Origin of the sequence: Chryseobacillus diguaensis, assembly GCF_049220665.1 — a bacterium.
In the GTDB taxonomy this organism is placed as follows: Bacteria; Bacillota; Bacilli; order Bacillales; family Bacillaceae; genus Metabacillus_B.
Genome location: NZ_JBMKNV010000001.1, coordinates 110,972 through 126,392 on the forward strand (window position 1 = coordinate 110,972; position 15,421 = coordinate 126,392).

At 39.6% G+C, this 15,421-nt stretch carries 15 protein-coding genes; 13 read left to right on the plus strand and 2 right to left on the minus strand.

Annotated elements, in window-relative coordinates; translation table 11 throughout:
- Nucleotides 1–10 precede the first annotated feature (10 nt).
- From ACOT8F_RS00560 to ACOT8F_RS00580, 5 genes are all read left to right on the plus strand, one after another.
- Entirely contained in the window at nt 11–1,072 is a 1,062-nt protein-coding gene (locus tag ACOT8F_RS00560) for an aldose epimerase family protein (RefSeq protein WP_421649609.1), read from the plus strand.
- A 284-nt stretch (nt 1,073–1,356) separates the two neighbouring features.
- Nucleotides 1,357–1,665, plus strand: coding sequence for a PadR family transcriptional regulator (locus ACOT8F_RS00565; RefSeq protein WP_421650011.1), 309 nt, complete (start codon nt 1,357–1,359; stop codon nt 1,663–1,665).
- A gap of 15 nt (nt 1,666–1,680) precedes the next feature.
- Complete coding sequence (gene chrA / locus ACOT8F_RS00570; RefSeq protein WP_421649610.1) at nt 1,681–2,853, plus strand: chromate efflux transporter; 1,173 nt, start codon at nt 1,681–1,683, stop codon at nt 2,851–2,853.
- Nucleotides 2,854–3,017: 164 nt separating this feature from the next.
- The gene (locus tag ACOT8F_RS00575; RefSeq protein WP_421650012.1) at nt 3,018–3,734 is read left to right on the plus strand and encodes a polysaccharide deacetylase family protein; all 717 of its coding nucleotides are present in this window, start codon (nt 3,018–3,020) and stop codon (nt 3,732–3,734) included.
- A gap of 513 nt (nt 3,735–4,247) precedes the next feature.
- Nucleotides 4,248–5,456 carry a S1C family serine protease gene (locus ACOT8F_RS00580; RefSeq protein WP_421649611.1) on the plus strand — a complete coding sequence of 403 codons (1,209 nt, stop codon included), beginning with the start codon at nt 4,248–4,250 and terminating at the stop codon, nt 5,454–5,456.
- 345 nt (nt 5,457–5,801) lie between these two features.
- On the opposite strand, the gene ACOT8F_RS00585 is transcribed toward ACOT8F_RS00580, so the two are convergent.
- Entirely contained in the window at nt 5,802–7,847 is a 2,046-nt protein-coding gene (locus ACOT8F_RS00585; RefSeq protein ID WP_421649612.1) for a molybdopterin-dependent oxidoreductase, read from the minus strand.
- Between the two features lie 639 nt (nt 7,848–8,486).
- Between ACOT8F_RS00585 and ACOT8F_RS00590 the strand changes: the two genes are divergently transcribed.
- The 4 genes from ACOT8F_RS00590 (at nt 8,487) to ACOT8F_RS00605 (ending at nt 11,115) form a co-directional block, all read left to right on the plus strand.
- Nucleotides 8,487–8,975, plus strand: coding sequence for a DUF5082 domain-containing protein (locus tag ACOT8F_RS00590; protein WP_421649613.1), 489 nt, complete (start codon nt 8,487–8,489; stop codon nt 8,973–8,975).
- On the plus strand, nt 8,975–9,241 hold the full coding sequence (locus tag ACOT8F_RS00595; protein ID WP_421649614.1) for a YwqI/YxiC family protein: 267 nt from the start codon (nt 8,975–8,977) through the stop codon (nt 9,239–9,241). Before ACOT8F_RS00590 ends, ACOT8F_RS00595 begins: the two co-directional genes overlap by 1 nt.
- Nucleotides 9,242–9,433: 192 nt before the next feature.
- Nucleotides 9,434–9,844 carry a hypothetical protein gene (locus ACOT8F_RS00600; RefSeq protein WP_421649615.1) on the plus strand — a complete coding sequence of 137 codons (411 nt, stop codon included), beginning with the start codon at nt 9,434–9,436 and terminating at the stop codon, nt 9,842–9,844.
- Nucleotides 9,841–11,115, plus strand: coding sequence for an ammonium transporter (locus tag ACOT8F_RS00605; protein WP_421649616.1), 1,275 nt, complete (start codon nt 9,841–9,843; stop codon nt 11,113–11,115). Before ACOT8F_RS00600 ends, ACOT8F_RS00605 begins: the two co-directional genes overlap by 4 nt.
- 215 nt (nt 11,116–11,330) lie before the next feature.
- On the opposite strand, the gene ACOT8F_RS00610 is transcribed toward ACOT8F_RS00605, so the two are convergent.
- On the minus strand, nt 11,331–11,696 hold the full coding sequence (locus ACOT8F_RS00610) for a YidH family protein (RefSeq protein WP_421649617.1): 366 nt from the start codon (nt 11,694–11,696) through the stop codon (nt 11,331–11,333).
- A gap of 192 nt (nt 11,697–11,888) precedes the next feature.
- On the opposite strand from ACOT8F_RS00610, the gene ACOT8F_RS00615 reads away from it, so the two are divergent.
- The 4 genes from ACOT8F_RS00615 (at nt 11,889) to ACOT8F_RS00630 (ending at nt 15,414) form a co-directional block, all read left to right on the plus strand.
- Complete coding sequence (locus ACOT8F_RS00615) at nt 11,889–12,182, plus strand: YueH family protein (RefSeq protein ID WP_421649618.1); 294 nt, start codon at nt 11,889–11,891, stop codon at nt 12,180–12,182.
- Between the two features lie 335 nt (nt 12,183–12,517).
- Nucleotides 12,518–13,957 carry a GntP family permease gene (locus ACOT8F_RS00620; protein WP_421649619.1) on the plus strand — a complete coding sequence of 480 codons (1,440 nt, stop codon included), beginning with the start codon at nt 12,518–12,520 and terminating at the stop codon, nt 13,955–13,957.
- An 85-nt stretch (nt 13,958–14,042) separates the two neighbouring features.
- Nucleotides 14,043–14,747: a CoA transferase subunit A gene (locus tag ACOT8F_RS00625; protein ID WP_421649620.1), complete on the plus strand. Its 705-nt coding sequence runs from the start codon at nt 14,043–14,045 to the stop codon at nt 14,745–14,747.
- A 13-nt stretch (nt 14,748–14,760) separates the two neighbouring features.
- On the plus strand, nt 14,761–15,414 hold the full coding sequence (locus ACOT8F_RS00630; protein WP_421649621.1) for a 3-oxoacid CoA-transferase subunit B: 654 nt from the start codon (nt 14,761–14,763) through the stop codon (nt 15,412–15,414).
- Nucleotides 15,415–15,421: the final 7 nt, after the last annotated feature.

Below are 15,421 nucleotides of genomic sequence, written 5' to 3' on the forward strand. Positions count from 1 at the left end.
TGGGAATAAAGTGGAAATTGAAAAAAGATTATTCGGGATGTTGAATGACAGAAATATCAGTGCGTATACACTTAAAAACGATCATGGGATAGAAATGACTTGCATTGAATATGGTTGTGTCATTACAAAGCTTCTTGTTCCTAATCAGAATGGAAAAGCTGAAAATATTGTACTTGGGTTTGAGCATCTAGATGGGTATCTAAATCATTCGCCCTATTTTGGGGCTGCAGTAGGCAGGGTTGCGGGACGTATTAAAAGGGGCGAATTCACTCTTGATGGTAAGGAATATCAACTGGATAAGAATGACGGAAATAACCATCTGCATGGCGGGGATGAAGGATTCAGCTTGAAAATTTGGTCAGCTGAAACGAATAAAGGGGAAGATGAGGCTTCTATTCGTTTTACATACAGCAGCAGAGCAGGGGAGGAAGGCTACCCTGGTCAGGCTGATGTATCCGTTACTTACACGCTGACCAATCAAAATGAATTGATTATTCGTTATCGAGGAGAAACAGATGAGCCTACTTTAATGAATATGACCAACCATACGTATTTCAATTTAAGCGGCAGTTTGGACCGCACCATTTTAGATCATAAACTATTTATGAACAGCAGTACTTTTCTAGAATTAGATGAGGAAAGCATCCCAACAGGAAAACTTGTTGAAGTAGATGAAACTCCATTTGATTTCAGGAAGGAACAGAAGCTGAAAACAGGCAAAGAGTCGAACCATCCCCAAACCATTCTTGCAGGCAATGGATATGATCACCCTTTTGTTCTGGACAAAAATTTAGATGGACCAGAGATCATATTGACAGATGAAGAAAGCGGCCGGGTGCTGAAAGTCAATACAGATCAGCCTTGCGTTATTCTATATACGAGCAATAAACTGACAGATAGTGTCACACTACAGGATGGTGTGCAAGTTCAAAAGTACTTAGGCGTTTGCCTTGAAACACAAAAGCATCCAGATGCCATTCATCACGAGCACTTTCCTTCAATCATTGTCGATGAAAATGAAAGGTATGAGGCTATGACAAAATGGAGTTTTGATACAATTCGTTTAAATTAAAGAGAAACTGGAGAAGAGGCTGAATTTGGCCTCTTATTTCTTTCTTTTCCGCTGAGTATCAAGAATCGTTTTGATCATGACAAGAAAGAAAAGAAAAAAGAATATGCCAGCGAAAAAGAAAATTTTTAGTATATCGATCGGAATCGCCGTCCTTTTTGTAACGCTTTAATAAAAGTGTATCTGACGAATGCGATTTTCTCAAGAATCAAGGTGGCTGTTTATAGTATACTTGCATTATCGATATTCGATATTGGCTCCCGATATTACTGAAAGGAGAATGACATCTGGAAGACAAGGTGCTCAGAAAGCTGTTTTTGGGGTTTATCAATATTCATATTTTGCATCATGCCAAAGAGGAAGGGATTTATGGAATGTGGATGCTGGAAGAACTGAAAAACCACGGCTATGAACTTAGCGCTGGGACATTATATCCTATCCTTCACAATTTAGAAAAAACCGGTCTGCTGTTAAAAAAAGAGCAGCAGGTAGATGGGAAGGTCAGAAAGTATTATCGAACCACGGAAAAAGGGGCTTCCGTTCTTGAAGAGGCGAGAGAAAGAGCATATGAGCTATTCAAGGAAATAAAGGAATGAAAGGATTATTAGTGGATGAACAAGTTTAAATCTTTTTTTGAAATCCTGCTGGTTTCATTAAAGCTTGGGCTCACTTCCTTTGGAGGTCCCATCGCCCATTTAGGGTATTTTCATGAGGAATATGTAAAGAAAAGAAAATGGCTGGATGAGAAGAGCTACGGTGATCTAGTAGCTCTGTGCCAGTTTCTTCCAGGTCCTGCCAGCAGCCAAGCGGGAATTGGCATCGGTGTTTTGAGGGGTGGCATAGGAGGTGGAATTGCTGCTTTTCTAGGTTTTACACTTCCTTCAGCAGCTGCTTTAATACTATTTGCACTTATTCTGAATGGTGCAAATATTGGAAGCGCCGGCTGGATACATGGCCTAAAGCTTGTAGCCGCAGCAGTAGTAGCCCACGCTGTTCTTGGAATGGGTAAAAATTTGGCTTCTGACTTACCGAGAAAAGGAATTGCTCTCAGTGCTATTGTTCTTACCCTGCTTCTTCCATATTCTTTTGCACAAATAGGCATCATCGTTTTTGCGGGTTTGATTGGATATGTTTTCTTTAAAAAAGAAGATCAGCAAGAAGTGTTTGAGAGTCTGCACTTTCCTGTCTCTAAAAAAATAGGAATGATTTGTTTTATTATTTTTATCGCCCTATTGGCTGGCTTGCCTGTTTTAAGCTATGCTTTTTCGAACATATGGATTGAAATGATAGACGGTTTTTACCGTTCCGGTTCGCTTGTATTTGGCGGAGGACATGTTGTCCTGCCTCTTCTTGAGAGAGAATTTGTGCCTCAAGGGCTTCTTACAAAAGAACAATTTTTAGCAGGGTATGGAGCAACCCAGGCAGTACCCGGTCCGCTTTTCACCTTTGCCGCTTACATAGGCACCGTCATTGGAGGATGGCAGGGAGGACTCCTTGCGACGGCTGCTATTTTTTTGCCGGCATTTCTTCTAATTATCGGAGCTCTTCCCTTTTGGAACGATTTTAGGAAAAATCCAAATATGAATGGGGCTTTGCAGGGAATTAATGCAGCTGTGGTGGGTATTTTGATTGCTGCCTTTTACCAGCCGATCTGGACGAGTTCGATTTTCTCACCAGCGGATTTTGCTTTTGCCTCAATCCTGTTCAGTCTGCTCGCCTTTTGGAAATTGCCACCATGGGTCATTGTATTAATAGGTATAATAGGCGGTACAATTCTTTTCTAATTGTTGAAGTAAAATGAAGAAGACAGAGCCTTCAATCCTCTGTCTTTTTCATTTGCCATATATAAGCCTTTTTCTCTAAAAGGGTGTAGAAATGAATGGATTGTTAAATACTACTTGAACCTAAATCTTTACGATAAAAAACTTGAAGGAAGGGCGGGTAAATGATGAGCAAATTAAAAAAAGTCATGGTGCTTCTCTTTTTCTTTTTTTGCTTTATTCCTCCTTCTGCCCAAGGTACAATCCTTAAAAGAGAAGACTTAGAGAAAACAGGGCGGGTTTACTGGGATAATCGATCAAGCGGAAAGGTTATCTCTTTAACTTTTGATGATGGTCCTCATCCTAAATATACAAAGCAAATTTTAAGCATTTTGAAAGAAAATAATATAAAAGCTACCTTTTTTGCTATTGGAGATAAATTGCAAAATTATCCTGATATTGCAGAAAGAATTGAACTGGAAGGTCATGAAATCGGTAATCATACAATGAATCATGTTTATTTGTATAGAACAAAAAAAGAAAACATTTTAAACGAAATTAATCGCTCTGAAGAGGAAATTCGAGCTTTACAGCCGTTCGGGCCGAAGCTTTTCAGACCCCCTGGGGGAATACTGGATTGGCCTGCCTTTAAGGTTATAGCAGATGAAGGCTATCAAATCATTATGTGGTCCTGGAATCAGGATCCGGAGGATTGGTCCATGCCAGGAAGTGGTGTGATCGCTTCACGTGTAATAAAGAACGTTCAAAATGGAGATATCATTCTTCTGCATGATGGGGGAGGAAACCGGAAGCAAACAGTTAAAGCCCTTAAACAAATTATTCCTGCTCTTAAGGAAAAAGGGTATCGGTTTGTAAAAGTCTCTGAGCTGATTAAAATCCTATAGAAAACCATCACTGCAAAAAAAGTGATGGTTTTTTCTATAGACATTACATTGAAAAATCATAATCTTCCCCAGGAAGGGATATAAACGAAAATGAATCTATTATCTCCAAACAAATCCCAGCCCTCAAAAAGAACACTGTTATGAAAAATATTCAGGGTGCAGTCATTTTGCAAATGAATTCGAAGCATGCTTGTGCCTTTCAGCCATGACCGTTGGGGCAAGCGCCATGAGGAAAAGGAGAAAGCCAGGTTGTAAACTGTGCTGAATTGTCTCTGAAATACTTGAAAAAACATAAAATGATCCTCCCTAAAAGCAGGTTAAACGTTTATGTTACAAGGTAAAAAAATATGTTATCATAGCAACCTAGCAAATAAATGTGAAAATTTTCAAATTTACAGATTTAAAAAAAAGTCTATATACCTACCAGTTTCATAATTTCCCACATTCTTTTGATTATTATTCCAAAGTTTCCTAGTATTTTTAAATTAATAAATTAAAGTAGGGGGCATTAAAATGGGATATTATGACAATTCAGAACAAACTGCACGCAGAAGAAAAACCTTTCCTTGGAAGTCGGTAACTTCCTCAGTAATCAGCGGAGTAGTAGGAGGAGCGATTGTTCTTGGGGTTTATCCGTATGTGGAGCATCAGGACCAGCCTGCTTCACAAGTTTCAGCACCGCAAACAACAGAAACCTCTAATGCTTCTTCAAATTTCACAAAGAAGGCCCAGCCAGTTTCGCAAACCTCTAATTCAAACGATGTAGCAGACATTGTGGACCGCCTTTCTCCGGCAATTGTCGGGGTATCGAATCAGCAGCAGGGTTTTGATGATACAGGTAACCAATCAACACAGGAAAAAGGCAGCGGATCAGGAGTCATTTTTAAAAAGAGCGGAAACTCAGCCTTTATTATTACGAATAACCACGTAGTTGAAGGAGCACAATCTCTTCAAATCACGCTTTCAGATGGAAAAAAAGCAGATGCTGAGCTTGTTGGGGCAGATACTTTATCTGACTTGGCTGTACTGAAAATCAGCAGCAAGGATGTCAAAGCTGTAGCTCCTTTCGGCAATTCGGCTAATCTGCGAACTGGAGAAAGGGTTATTGCGATCGGTAATCCTCTTGGTCTTGAATTTTCACGAACGGTGACGGAAGGAATTATAAGCGGAAAAGACAGAAGTGTTAGTGTTACAACTTCTGCAGGAGATTGGCAGCTGAATGTACTGCAGACAGATGCTGCGATTAACCCGGGAAACAGCGGCGGACCGCTGATTAATATGAATGGTGAAGTTGTCGGCATCAACAGTTTGAAAATCAGCGAAAGCGGTGTTGAAGGACTTGGATTTGCCATTCCAAGCAAGGATGTAATGCCAATTGCAGATCAGCTGTTAAAAGATGGCAAGGTTGAGCGTCCATTCCTTGGAGTTTCGCTTATTGACGCTTCTCAAATACCTCAGCAATTCATGAGTCAAACGCTTGGACTTCCTGCAAATGTCTCAAATGGCGTAATGGTTGAACAGGTTCAATACAATTCTCCTGCTGACAAAGCAGGTCTTGCTAAACAGGATTTTATAACAGCGATAGACGGTAAAAATATTCAGGATTCCACTGAACTTAAAAAAGCTCTATACACGAAAAAACTAGGTGATAAAGTGACTATGACAGTTTACAGGGATGGAAAAAAACAGCAAATTACGGTTACTTTAACTAAAAACAGCTAAAACTCAACTCCATAAGAGTTTTCACATAGTGCCGCTTCTCATTTTAGAGAAGCGGTTTTAATTTTTTGCTCTAAAACTTTTTTAACTATGGTTTGAAGAAACGCTGCCTGATGGGTCTTAGGCTCTTGTTTATAATAATAAGAGTGAAAAGAGCATTGAAAAAATGAACCGGCAGCATAAGCCGATTTATTTTTGGCTGTTTTTGCAGAGATTGCTGCTGTTCGTAAAAGCTTTTATCACGCATTTTAACTTGATTCGGGGCATCTTTACTTAAAGTTCCTGCCAAATCAAGCATCCTGCAGCTGAAATTTAGAGTGAGAAGCAATAAAGTTTAAGAAAAAAGCCTTATTTTTTGATTTTTTCCATCTTCACGCGTCCAGAAAAAAAGACGGCTCCTCCTCCCATATCAGAGAGTCTGTCAGGTGTTAAAGTGTTTACTAACTGTTTGGATCCAGGCTGTGATGTCCATAGGCCTTGACTGACAAGTACTCCTTGAAGCACTTTTTCTCCAGTAGCAGCAATGAGTTCACATTCACCGCGATGATTCGAAATTCTAACGGTATCTCCATTATGAATGCCATAATCGATGGCATCTTTTATATTTATATGAAGTTTTGGAGATTTCTCAAGTTCTTGATGTTTTCTGTTATTGGCAAACGTCGAATTCAAGAAATTATGATTTGGGCCTGGTACAAATAAGAAAGGCAGATCACTTTCCTCCAAAAGAAGAGAGTATGTTGGAAGCGGGGGATACCCGTCTTTTTCCATTCTTTCTGAGTAAAGCTCGATTTTACCGCTTGGTGTATTAAGTTTTCCAGGGAAGAGAGTTCCTCTTTCTGCCTTAATATAATGTTTGATTTTTAAATCATCGTATCCTTGCCCTTTTAAATAAAGGTTATCTGAATGATCCAGAGCCTCTCGAATCAAGTCTGCTTCTGACAAAGCAAAGAGTTCTTCTGGAAAATTCATTTCATCTGCTAACAGACGAAACACTTCAACATTTGATTTGGATTCACCGTACTTTTCCAAAACTGGCTGCTGAAGCTGCATGTAGTGATGCCAGTATGACGTATAAAAGTCCATATTTTCAAAAGAAGCAGAAGCGGGCAAAATGAGATCGGCATAGGCTGCTGTCTCAGTTAGAAATAAATCATGCACTACAGTAAATAGATCCTCTCTCATTAAACCCTGTTTCACCTTATTCGCTTCAGGTGCTACAATGGCAGGATTGCTGTTGTAAACAAAAAGGGATAAGACGGAAGGATCAAGTTCAAGAAGTGCCTGGCCTAGCTGATTCATGTTCACTGTGCGGGTCTTTTTATTAAGAAGCAGATCTGGCCTTTCAAGAGCTGTACCGTTAAAAGATAAAAAACCGGAGTTTCCTTTAAGAGCACCGCCGCCTTTCACCAACCATTGCCCAGTTAGAGCAGGCAAGCAGGCAATCGTGCGAACGTTCATGCCTCCATTGTCGTGATGCTGGAGGCCGTTCCCGATGCGGATAAAGGAAGGTGATATTTCACCATACATCCTGGAAAGTTTTAAAAGATCTTCAACAGACACACCGGTAATGACCGAGACTGTATTGGGATCATATTGTTTCACATGTTCCTTAAGTTCTTGTTGTCCAACTGTATACTGTTCCATAAACGATTCATCAGCAAGATTTTCTTTAAAAAGAATATGCATCATCCCAAGTGCTAGTGCACTGTCTGTTCCTGGTAAAATCGGGATAAACCAGTCTGCCATCCGGCCGGTCTGATTTTTATGAACGTCAATTACGACAATTTTCGCACCATTTTTTCTAGCCTGCTGTGCAAGGGCTACTTGATGCATATTGGTGCTGACCGCATTAATCCCCCAAAAAATGATGAGTTTAGAATGAATCGTATTTTCTGGATCCATCCCAAAGCTTCCGCCCATCGTATAACGATACCCTGCTGAGCCAGCTGAATTGCAAATCGTGCGATCAAGCTTGCTTGCCCCCAAATAATGAAAAAAACGGCGATCAAGTCCTTCTGCTGACAGAATTCCCATGTTTCCATAAAAACTATAAGGAAGGATACTTTCTGGACCATATTCTTTTATTAATTTTTTCCACTTGTCTGCAATGGTTCTAATGGCTTCGTCCCAAGTGATTCGCTCGAATTTTTTTTCACCCTTGGGGCCAATCCTTTTAAGGGGATATTTGAGCCTGTCTGGAGCGTAAATCCGATCGGTCATATGACGAACTTTGTTGCAAATACTCCCCTTTGTAACAGGATGATCCGGATCTCCCTGGACTTTAATCACTTTTCCATTTTCTTTATGAATCAAAAGTCCGCACTGATCAGGGCAATCAAGCGGACAAACAGATTTGAAAATGCCATCATTCTGTGTCGCATAGGACTCCATTTTAGGGATACCTCCACAAAATCTTTCTTTCATTCATCTTAAATTATCTAACCAGTCACAGCAAGAATCATAGAAAACTTTAGGTGGGAATCTTATAAAAATGTAATCATTTAGGAAAAGGGAGAGTAAATGAGGAACTTTAAATAAGCTGTTATCGCATAGATTGCTTCTATTCGTATAGGTTTAGTACACGGATGAAGAAATGCTTGTGGCATCTTTTCTAAGGCTGTTTTCGCAGAGTTTGTTGCTTTTCGTATAAGCTCTTATCACGCATTTAGTCTGGCTTCGGGGCATCTTTTCTTAAAGTTCTTGCCTAATCGATGGTTTGTTGAACTAAAAATAGGGTGATGAGCAGCAAAGTTTAAGAAAAGAGCCTTAAATAAACAGCAAAATGGCAACTGATAACTCTTGCTTCTCTAAGTTCATATACCGCATTATGTACATATGGAGAAAAATAGAATAAGAGGTCACAGAATAAGTTTATCGTTCCAAAATAAAGGAGATAAAAAGGGTGTTTTTTACATTTAAGAGGGTTATAGCTCTCGCTAAGAAGGGTATTAAATAGTAAATTTTTCATACTTAATTTTTATTCAAATTATAAACGGAGGACTTTCTGCAGATTGGTCGTATTGGGAATAAATGATAAAATTTTCTAAAAGAGTCTTTTATTCGACAAAAGAAAAAACAGAGGTGACGAACGTGGATGCTTCAGATGTTTTAAAGTCAATCAGTTCCAATATTTCAAGTGCTTCAGCATATATTGAAGAGCAAATCCAAAGGCTTGAGAGAGCTGAAAATAAGATTGAGCATGAACAAAATGCAGGATTAGGTGAAATAAAAAAAATAAAACAGCCTGATCTTGGAAAGCTTTGGACCGGCTCAAGAGCTAATTATTTTCAGCAGGACCGGGAGGCAGCTTATAACACAATGTCATCTATATTAAACAATGATTATGATGGCTATAAAGCTTCAATCGGAAATAAAATTGCCCTCCTGAAGATGGAAAAAGCTTCAGCAGATTTTGCAGCACAGGCAGCCAGTAAGATAAGTGGCATTGCGGCAATGGGCGAGCACCTGGCTGATGATATTGGGAATGAGCTGAATGCCTTGAAGAAGAGGTGGTTATAATGGCAGAAATTAAACTCAATCATGCCCATGTAACCGCACAGCTAAACAATGTAAAAAGCGCTTTACAGGCTCTGGAACTCCCGAGTCCCTCTGCAGGATCACTTGGCCAAAACATGCTTGACTTCACAGATAAATGGCTTGAAAGAGAAGAACAGATTCATAAACTTCTTGAAATGTATATTACAGCAGTTCAAAAGAATGTTGATGACACCCAATCCAATATCGATTCGCTAAAGAAACAGGATGAAGTTATTACTACTGGATAATTTCATTTAGTCAACTCCCCAGAAATAAAGCTGAGCATTTTTATGTTCAGCTTTATTTTCTTTTTCCTTCATTTCACTCCATTTCTAACTAAATAAATATTCCTTTATTGCAAATGATATATTCTTTAAGATTGACTCAGACTTAATGGATTCATATAATATAACTTAACATGATATGTGAGGAGATCTAACATGAATGTGATCGACGATTTGTATGGTCGTGTTGTGTTCCAAGTCACGGAAGTTGAATTTAAGGATTTTTTAGAAAAACTGAAATCAATGAAAAGCAGGGAAATAGAAGATATTAAACAGAAAATTGATAAGTATGAGCAGAAGAGAAGAGCGGAAGAAGCAATGTATCAATCATTATCATCTATCCGAAAATTTTTTACCGGGAGGCCTCCGATTCACCATCAAGCTGTTGAGTATATGGTTTATGTTAAAGACCGTTTTAAAAAAATAGAAATGATCAAAAGAAGCATGGGAGACATTGATCAAGTATTGGATGAATTGAAAGAAAATTCGGGAAGAGATGATGCTGTTCTTTCTCCTGCATTAATAGAGGAAATTCAGCTGCTTAAAGAGGGGAGGGCTTCTATTTGAGCGTCCATGAACTTGGTTCTGGCCTGAACACTACCTGGGTTGTTTTGACTGCTGCAATGATCCTTCTTATGGAGGGGGGATTTGCTCTTCTTGAAGCAGGATTTGTCCGGTATAAAAACAATGTCAATATTATTATGAAGGTGTTTGCAGACATTACGCTTGGTACGCTTTGTTATTACCTGCTTGGATTTGGACTTATGTATGGAAAAGACTTTTTGGGAGTAATCGGCTCCAGCGGATTTTTGATAAGCGGAGATTTATCCCACTTAAAAGTTCCCGTTTCTATAGACACATATTGGCTTTTCCAAACAGCATTTACTATTGCTGTTATATCTATTGTTTCTGGAGCCGTTGCAGAAAGAATTAATTTTAGAGCTTACTTGTTATATGTCATTGCAATGACAGCTGTTATTTATCCAATTGCAGGGCATTGGGTGTGGGGTGGAGGATGGCTCGGTAAATTAGGTATGCTTGATTTCGCAGGGTCAGCTGTTATCCATTCTCTTGGAGGTTTCTCTGCTTTGGCTGCAGCAATTATGATTGGTCCGCGAAAAGGAAAATATACTGCCTCAGGGACAAGCTCAATTGCTTTACCTAGTAACTTGCCTCTTGCCTCGGTTGGAGCCTTTCTTTTATGGTTTGGCTGGTTCGGATTTAATGCAGGCAGTACATTGAGTGCAACAGATGGACGAATAGGGCATATCGCAGTTGTTACGATGATATCTGCAGCCTCTGGAGGGGCAGTAACACTTCTTTATACATTATTTCGGTACAATCGATCTGATGCTCCTTCTGTTATTAATGGATCTCTTGCTGGCCTTGTTGGCATTACAGCAGGCTGTGCGTTTGTCAGTGACCATGCTGCTATATTGATTGGTGCTGTATCAGGTCTGCTCATGATGGGTGCAACCGCTTGGCTGGATGCGAAGAAAATTGATGATCCTGTTGGCGCTTTTCCGGTACATGCAGTGTCCGGTATGTGGGGTACGCTTGCTTTAGGATTATTTTCAATGGATGGCGGCCTTTTTACAGGAGGCGGCTGGCACCTTCTTGGTGTACAGTTGATTGGCCTCATCGTTCTATCGGCTTGGGGATTTTTAGCCACATGGCTATTTCTTAAAGCTATCCGGTTTGCTGTGCCGCTTCGCGCAAGTGAAGAGGAAGAAGAAATCGGACTTGATATTAGCTATCATGGAATTATGGCCGGTAATAGAGGTCCGGACTTTATAGAATATGAAGCAGATTACAGCAGCAAAGACAAATTGGATTAAACAAAAGGAACTCCTAATGATCAGGAGTTCCTTTTGTTTAATCAGCGTTACTAATATAAGGATCAGCTGTTTTCCTTTTTATTAGGGTATCAAATAAGTGTATCCTTTTGTAGGTGTTTTATTTTGTCTTATTTATTTTGGCTAGTCTAGATAGGGGAATTATTTTAATATTTCCTGTTATTAGATGCTTTTACTCGTCCTGCTTCACTGAAAAATCAAAGGATCAGAAAGAAATACAGGGAGAAAATAAGGACTATGACAGCAAGCAATGCGGAAAGCCATATCACTATATGTTTTGAGGGAAGAAATGTCTGCTCATCTATTTGTTTTGTTTTTCGTATATAATCAAACGTAGAGAACAGGATAAGAGAAAATCCGCAGGTGATAGAAAAGAGTCCGATAATAATGGTTAGGGTATTGTCTTCAGTTGACGCCTTCGACATAAAGTTGAAATGGAGATTGGTAATCAAAAAGCCGATTCCCACAATAGCTATTGCGGTTCTAATCCATGCAAGATATGTCCGTTCATTGGCAAGATGCTGCTGAATATACTTAGAACTGATTGTTTTTTCTTTTTCCACATTATTACTCCTCTGGTCATCTGACTGCGAGCCGGATTTTTCAAAATTTAAATGGAAGCAGTTTATAATAGTATTATTAAGTTTGATATAAGATGATAGATGTTTAATGGTGGACATCTCATACTAATAATGTATTTTATATCAATTACGGTACGACGATAGCAATCGAATCATTAGATCGGAGGATCAATAGTGATTGACATAGCCGAAAACATAGAATTATCCAAAACCATCACTGCGGAACTATTTGTGCACCGGACAACTGATGGCCGATATATTATATCCATTCCGAAAATTCACTGGTCAGCCCAAATAAATGCTGAAGAAGAATATGATACTCACTTTAAGCATATACAGAGCTCATTAAATTTTCAATTGTTTGATGGAGATACAGATAATGCTGTTCATCTCATCCTGAAAACAGTTGAGCAGCTAAGACTGCCGGATGGTCAAAGAGTGATCAAACTGGCAGAAAATAATAGGTAAAACATTTAAACCGAAAATGGGCTGACCTCTGAGGAAAGTCCTTTTTTAAGTTGGGGAATTGTTGATTCATTTTCCGTAAATCCGGAAAATTCCGTAAATACGGAAAATACACCTCTTATTTTTCCGGTTTTTCGGAATAGAATGTGAATATTGAGTATCTAATATGTATATATAAGCTCTAGATAACAAGGTTATTTGAATATTTATAAAAATTCGAATTGTTGGCACGCTTCTTGCTTATATAAATGATAAGCAGAAAAAAGCTGTTTAATAACTGAAAACGATTACTGTTTATCTGCTTAAAAAATATAATAAACAATAAGGGGGGATTTTGTTTGGAAATCATTATTATTCTTTTAGCTTTGGGACTTTTAATGTTTGTCGCGTACAGGGGATTTTCGGTTATTCTGTTTGCTCCGATTTGTGCGCTGTTTGCCGTATTGCTGACAGATCCAGGATTTGTATTGCCGTTTTTCTCTAATGTTTTTATGGAGAAAATGGTTGGGTTTATTAAATTATATTTCCCGGTCTTTCTATTAGGGGCAATCTTCGGAAAAGTGGTCGAAATGTCCGGGCTTGCAGAATCGATTGCTAAAACGATCGTTAAGCTAGTGGGAGCAAAACGGGCCATCCTCGCTATTGTTCTCATGGGAGCCATTTTAACTTACAGCGGAGTCAGCCTGTTTGTTGTCGTTTTTGCGGTCTACCCATTTGCCAAAAATATGTTTCAAGAAGCCAATATTCCAAAACGGCTCATTCCGGGTACGATTGCCTTGGGAGCTTTCACGTTTACGATGGATGCCCTTCCTGGAACTCCGCAGATTCAAAATGTCATTCCCACTACATTCTTCAAAACAGACATTTATGCTGCACCTTGGCTAGGTATTATTGGGGCATTATTTGTATTTATTCTAGGTATGCTGTATTTGGAGAACAGACGTAAAAAAGCAGCAAAAGCAGGAGAAGGGTACTATGGATTTGAAGGCGAAATAGCAGCAGGTGCAGAAAATGATCTGGCTGCTGAAAAAAATGCACCTATTAATTTAAATTCAGAAACAAGTGTAGGACGTCAAATACTGGCATTTGTGCCGCTTGTTCTTGTAGGTGTCATGAATAAGGTATTTACCATTCTTTTTCCAAAATGGTATCCGAATGGTTTTGACTTTGCTTCAATACATCTTGATGCTTTCGGTAAAGTAGAGCTTTCATCAGTAGTAGCAATCTGGTCCGTTGAGTTAGCTCTTCTTATCGGGATTTTTGCAACGATGGCCTACAACTGGAAAGGTGTGACAACTAATTTCCAGCAGGGCATTAATATCGGAATCAGCGGTGCGCTGCTCGCTGCAATGAACACAGGAGCAGAATATGGGTTTGGCGGTGTTATTTCGTCTTTGCCTGGATTTAAAGTGGTCAGCAGCGGAATTTCAAATACGTTTACAGACCCTCTTGTTAATGGAGCAGTTACAACGACAACTCTTGCTGGGATTACTGGTTCAGCCTCAGGAGGGATGGGAATTGCATTAAGTGCAATGTCTGAAAAGTACTTGGAAGCCATTCAAAAATTCGGAATTCCCCCAGAAGTAATGCATAGGGTCATTTCCATGGCTTCAGGCGGCATGGATACACTGCCGCATAACGGAGCAGTCATCACGCTCCTAGCTGTAACCGGACTCACTCATCGCCAGTCCTATCGTGATATTTTTGCCATTACCATTTTGAAAACGCTTGCTGTATTTGTGATTATTGGAATCTATTCTTTAACTGGATTGAAATAAAACTTAGCGGGAGTATCCGTGGACGTTAAACTAGTAAGAGATTGTAACAATTTAAGAATTATGGTTGGTAAAGGAGAGTGGAATAATGTCACAGGGTAAGGTGATGCATTCATTTGATGAAGCGGCAGCAGAGATTAAAGACGGGGCAATGCTTGCGGTCGGAGGGTTTGGACTTTGCGGAATTCCTGAAAAACTGATTCTGGCCCTTGAAGAAAAAGGAGTCAAAGATCTGACTGTTATTAGCAATAACTGCGGTGTTGATGATTGGGGACTTGGACTTCTGCTAGCCAATAAGCAGATTAAAAAAATGATTTCGTCTTACGTTGGAGAAAACAAGATATTTGAAAGACAATATTTAAGCGGAGAACTGGAAGTTGAATTAATTCCTCAAGGAACACTTGCTGAACGGCTGAGAGCAGGAGGAGCAGGAATTCCTGGATTTTACACAGCTACAGGCGTAGGAACACTTGTTGCAGAAGGAAAAGAGCACAAGGAATTTGATGGAAGAATGTATATTCTTGAAAGAGGAATAACGGCCGATTTTGCCCTTGTTAAGGCATGGAAAGCCGATCCGCTAGGAAACCTGGTGTATCGCAAAACATCTCGTAACTTTAACCCTGCTGCAGCGATGGCTGGAAAAATAACCATAGCAGAGGTGGAAGAGGTTGTCGGGATTGGAGAACTTGATCCTGATGAAATTCATACCCCTGGTATTTATGTGCAGCATGTTATTCAAGGAAGCGGCTATGAAAAAAGAATTGAGCGGCGTACGGTGCTTGAGGTTAAGTAAAGGAGGCACGAAAATGAAAGATAACAGGCAAAAAATGGTACAGCGTGCAGTAAAGGAAATTAAAGATGGAATGAACGTGAATCTTGGAATCGGCATGCCCACACTTGTGGCAAATGAAATACCTGCGGGTTTTCAAGTGCTACTCCAGTCGGAAAATGGACTGCTTGGTATTGGCCCTTATCCAGCAGAAAGCCAGGTAGATCCTGATTTAATTAATGCTGGAAAAGAGACAGTAACAAGCATTTCTGGAGCATCTTATTTTGACAGCGCGGAATCCTTTGCCATGATTCGGGGAGGGCATATCGATCTTGCTATCCTCGGAGGGATGGAGGTTTCAGAAGAAGGGGATCTTGCTAACTGGATGATTCCGGGAAAAATGGTTAAAGGTATGGGCGGGGCAATGGATCTTGTTAATGGAGCAAAAAGAATAGTGGTTATCATGGAACACGTAAATAAATACGGAGAATCTAAAGTGAAAAAAGCTTGCTCCCTTCCGCTCACAGGAAAGCAGGTCGTACACAGACTAATAACGGATCTTGCTGTTTTTGATTTCTCAGATGGAAAGATGATACTTGTTGAGCTTCAGGAAGGCGCTACTATGGAGGAAGTATATGAAAAAACAAAAGCAGCATTTACTTTAGGTCAGGACCTTGAAATAGCGAAATAAGGTAAAA

Bases quoted from the DNA above. Each gene is read 5' to 3' on its own strand.
- chrA (WP_421649610.1), top strand. From the start codon at position 1,681: ATGAACAAGTTTAAATCTTTTTTTGAAATCCTGCTGGTTTCATTAAAG.
- ACOT8F_RS00575 (WP_421650012.1), top strand. From the start codon at position 3,018: ATGAGCAAATTAAAAAAAGTCATGGTGCTTCTCTTTTTCTTTTTTTGC.
- ACOT8F_RS00580 (WP_421649611.1), top strand. From the start codon at position 4,248: ATGGGATATTATGACAATTCAGAACAAACTGCACGCAGAAGAAAAACC.
- ACOT8F_RS00585 (WP_421649612.1), bottom strand. From the start codon at position 7,847: ATGGAGTCCTATGCGACACAGAATGATGGCATTTTCAAATCTGTTTGT.
- ACOT8F_RS00590 (WP_421649613.1), top strand. From the start codon at position 8,487: ATGATAAAATTTTCTAAAAGAGTCTTTTATTCGACAAAAGAAAAAACA.
- ACOT8F_RS00595 (WP_421649614.1), top strand. From the start codon at position 8,975: ATGGCAGAAATTAAACTCAATCATGCCCATGTAACCGCACAGCTAAAC.
- ACOT8F_RS00600 (WP_421649615.1), top strand. From the start codon at position 9,434: ATGAATGTGATCGACGATTTGTATGGTCGTGTTGTGTTCCAAGTCACG.
- ACOT8F_RS00625 (WP_421649620.1), top strand. From the start codon at position 14,043: ATGTCACAGGGTAAGGTGATGCATTCATTTGATGAAGCGGCAGCAGAG.
- ACOT8F_RS00630 (WP_421649621.1), top strand. From the start codon at position 14,761: ATGAAAGATAACAGGCAAAAAATGGTACAGCGTGCAGTAAAGGAAATT.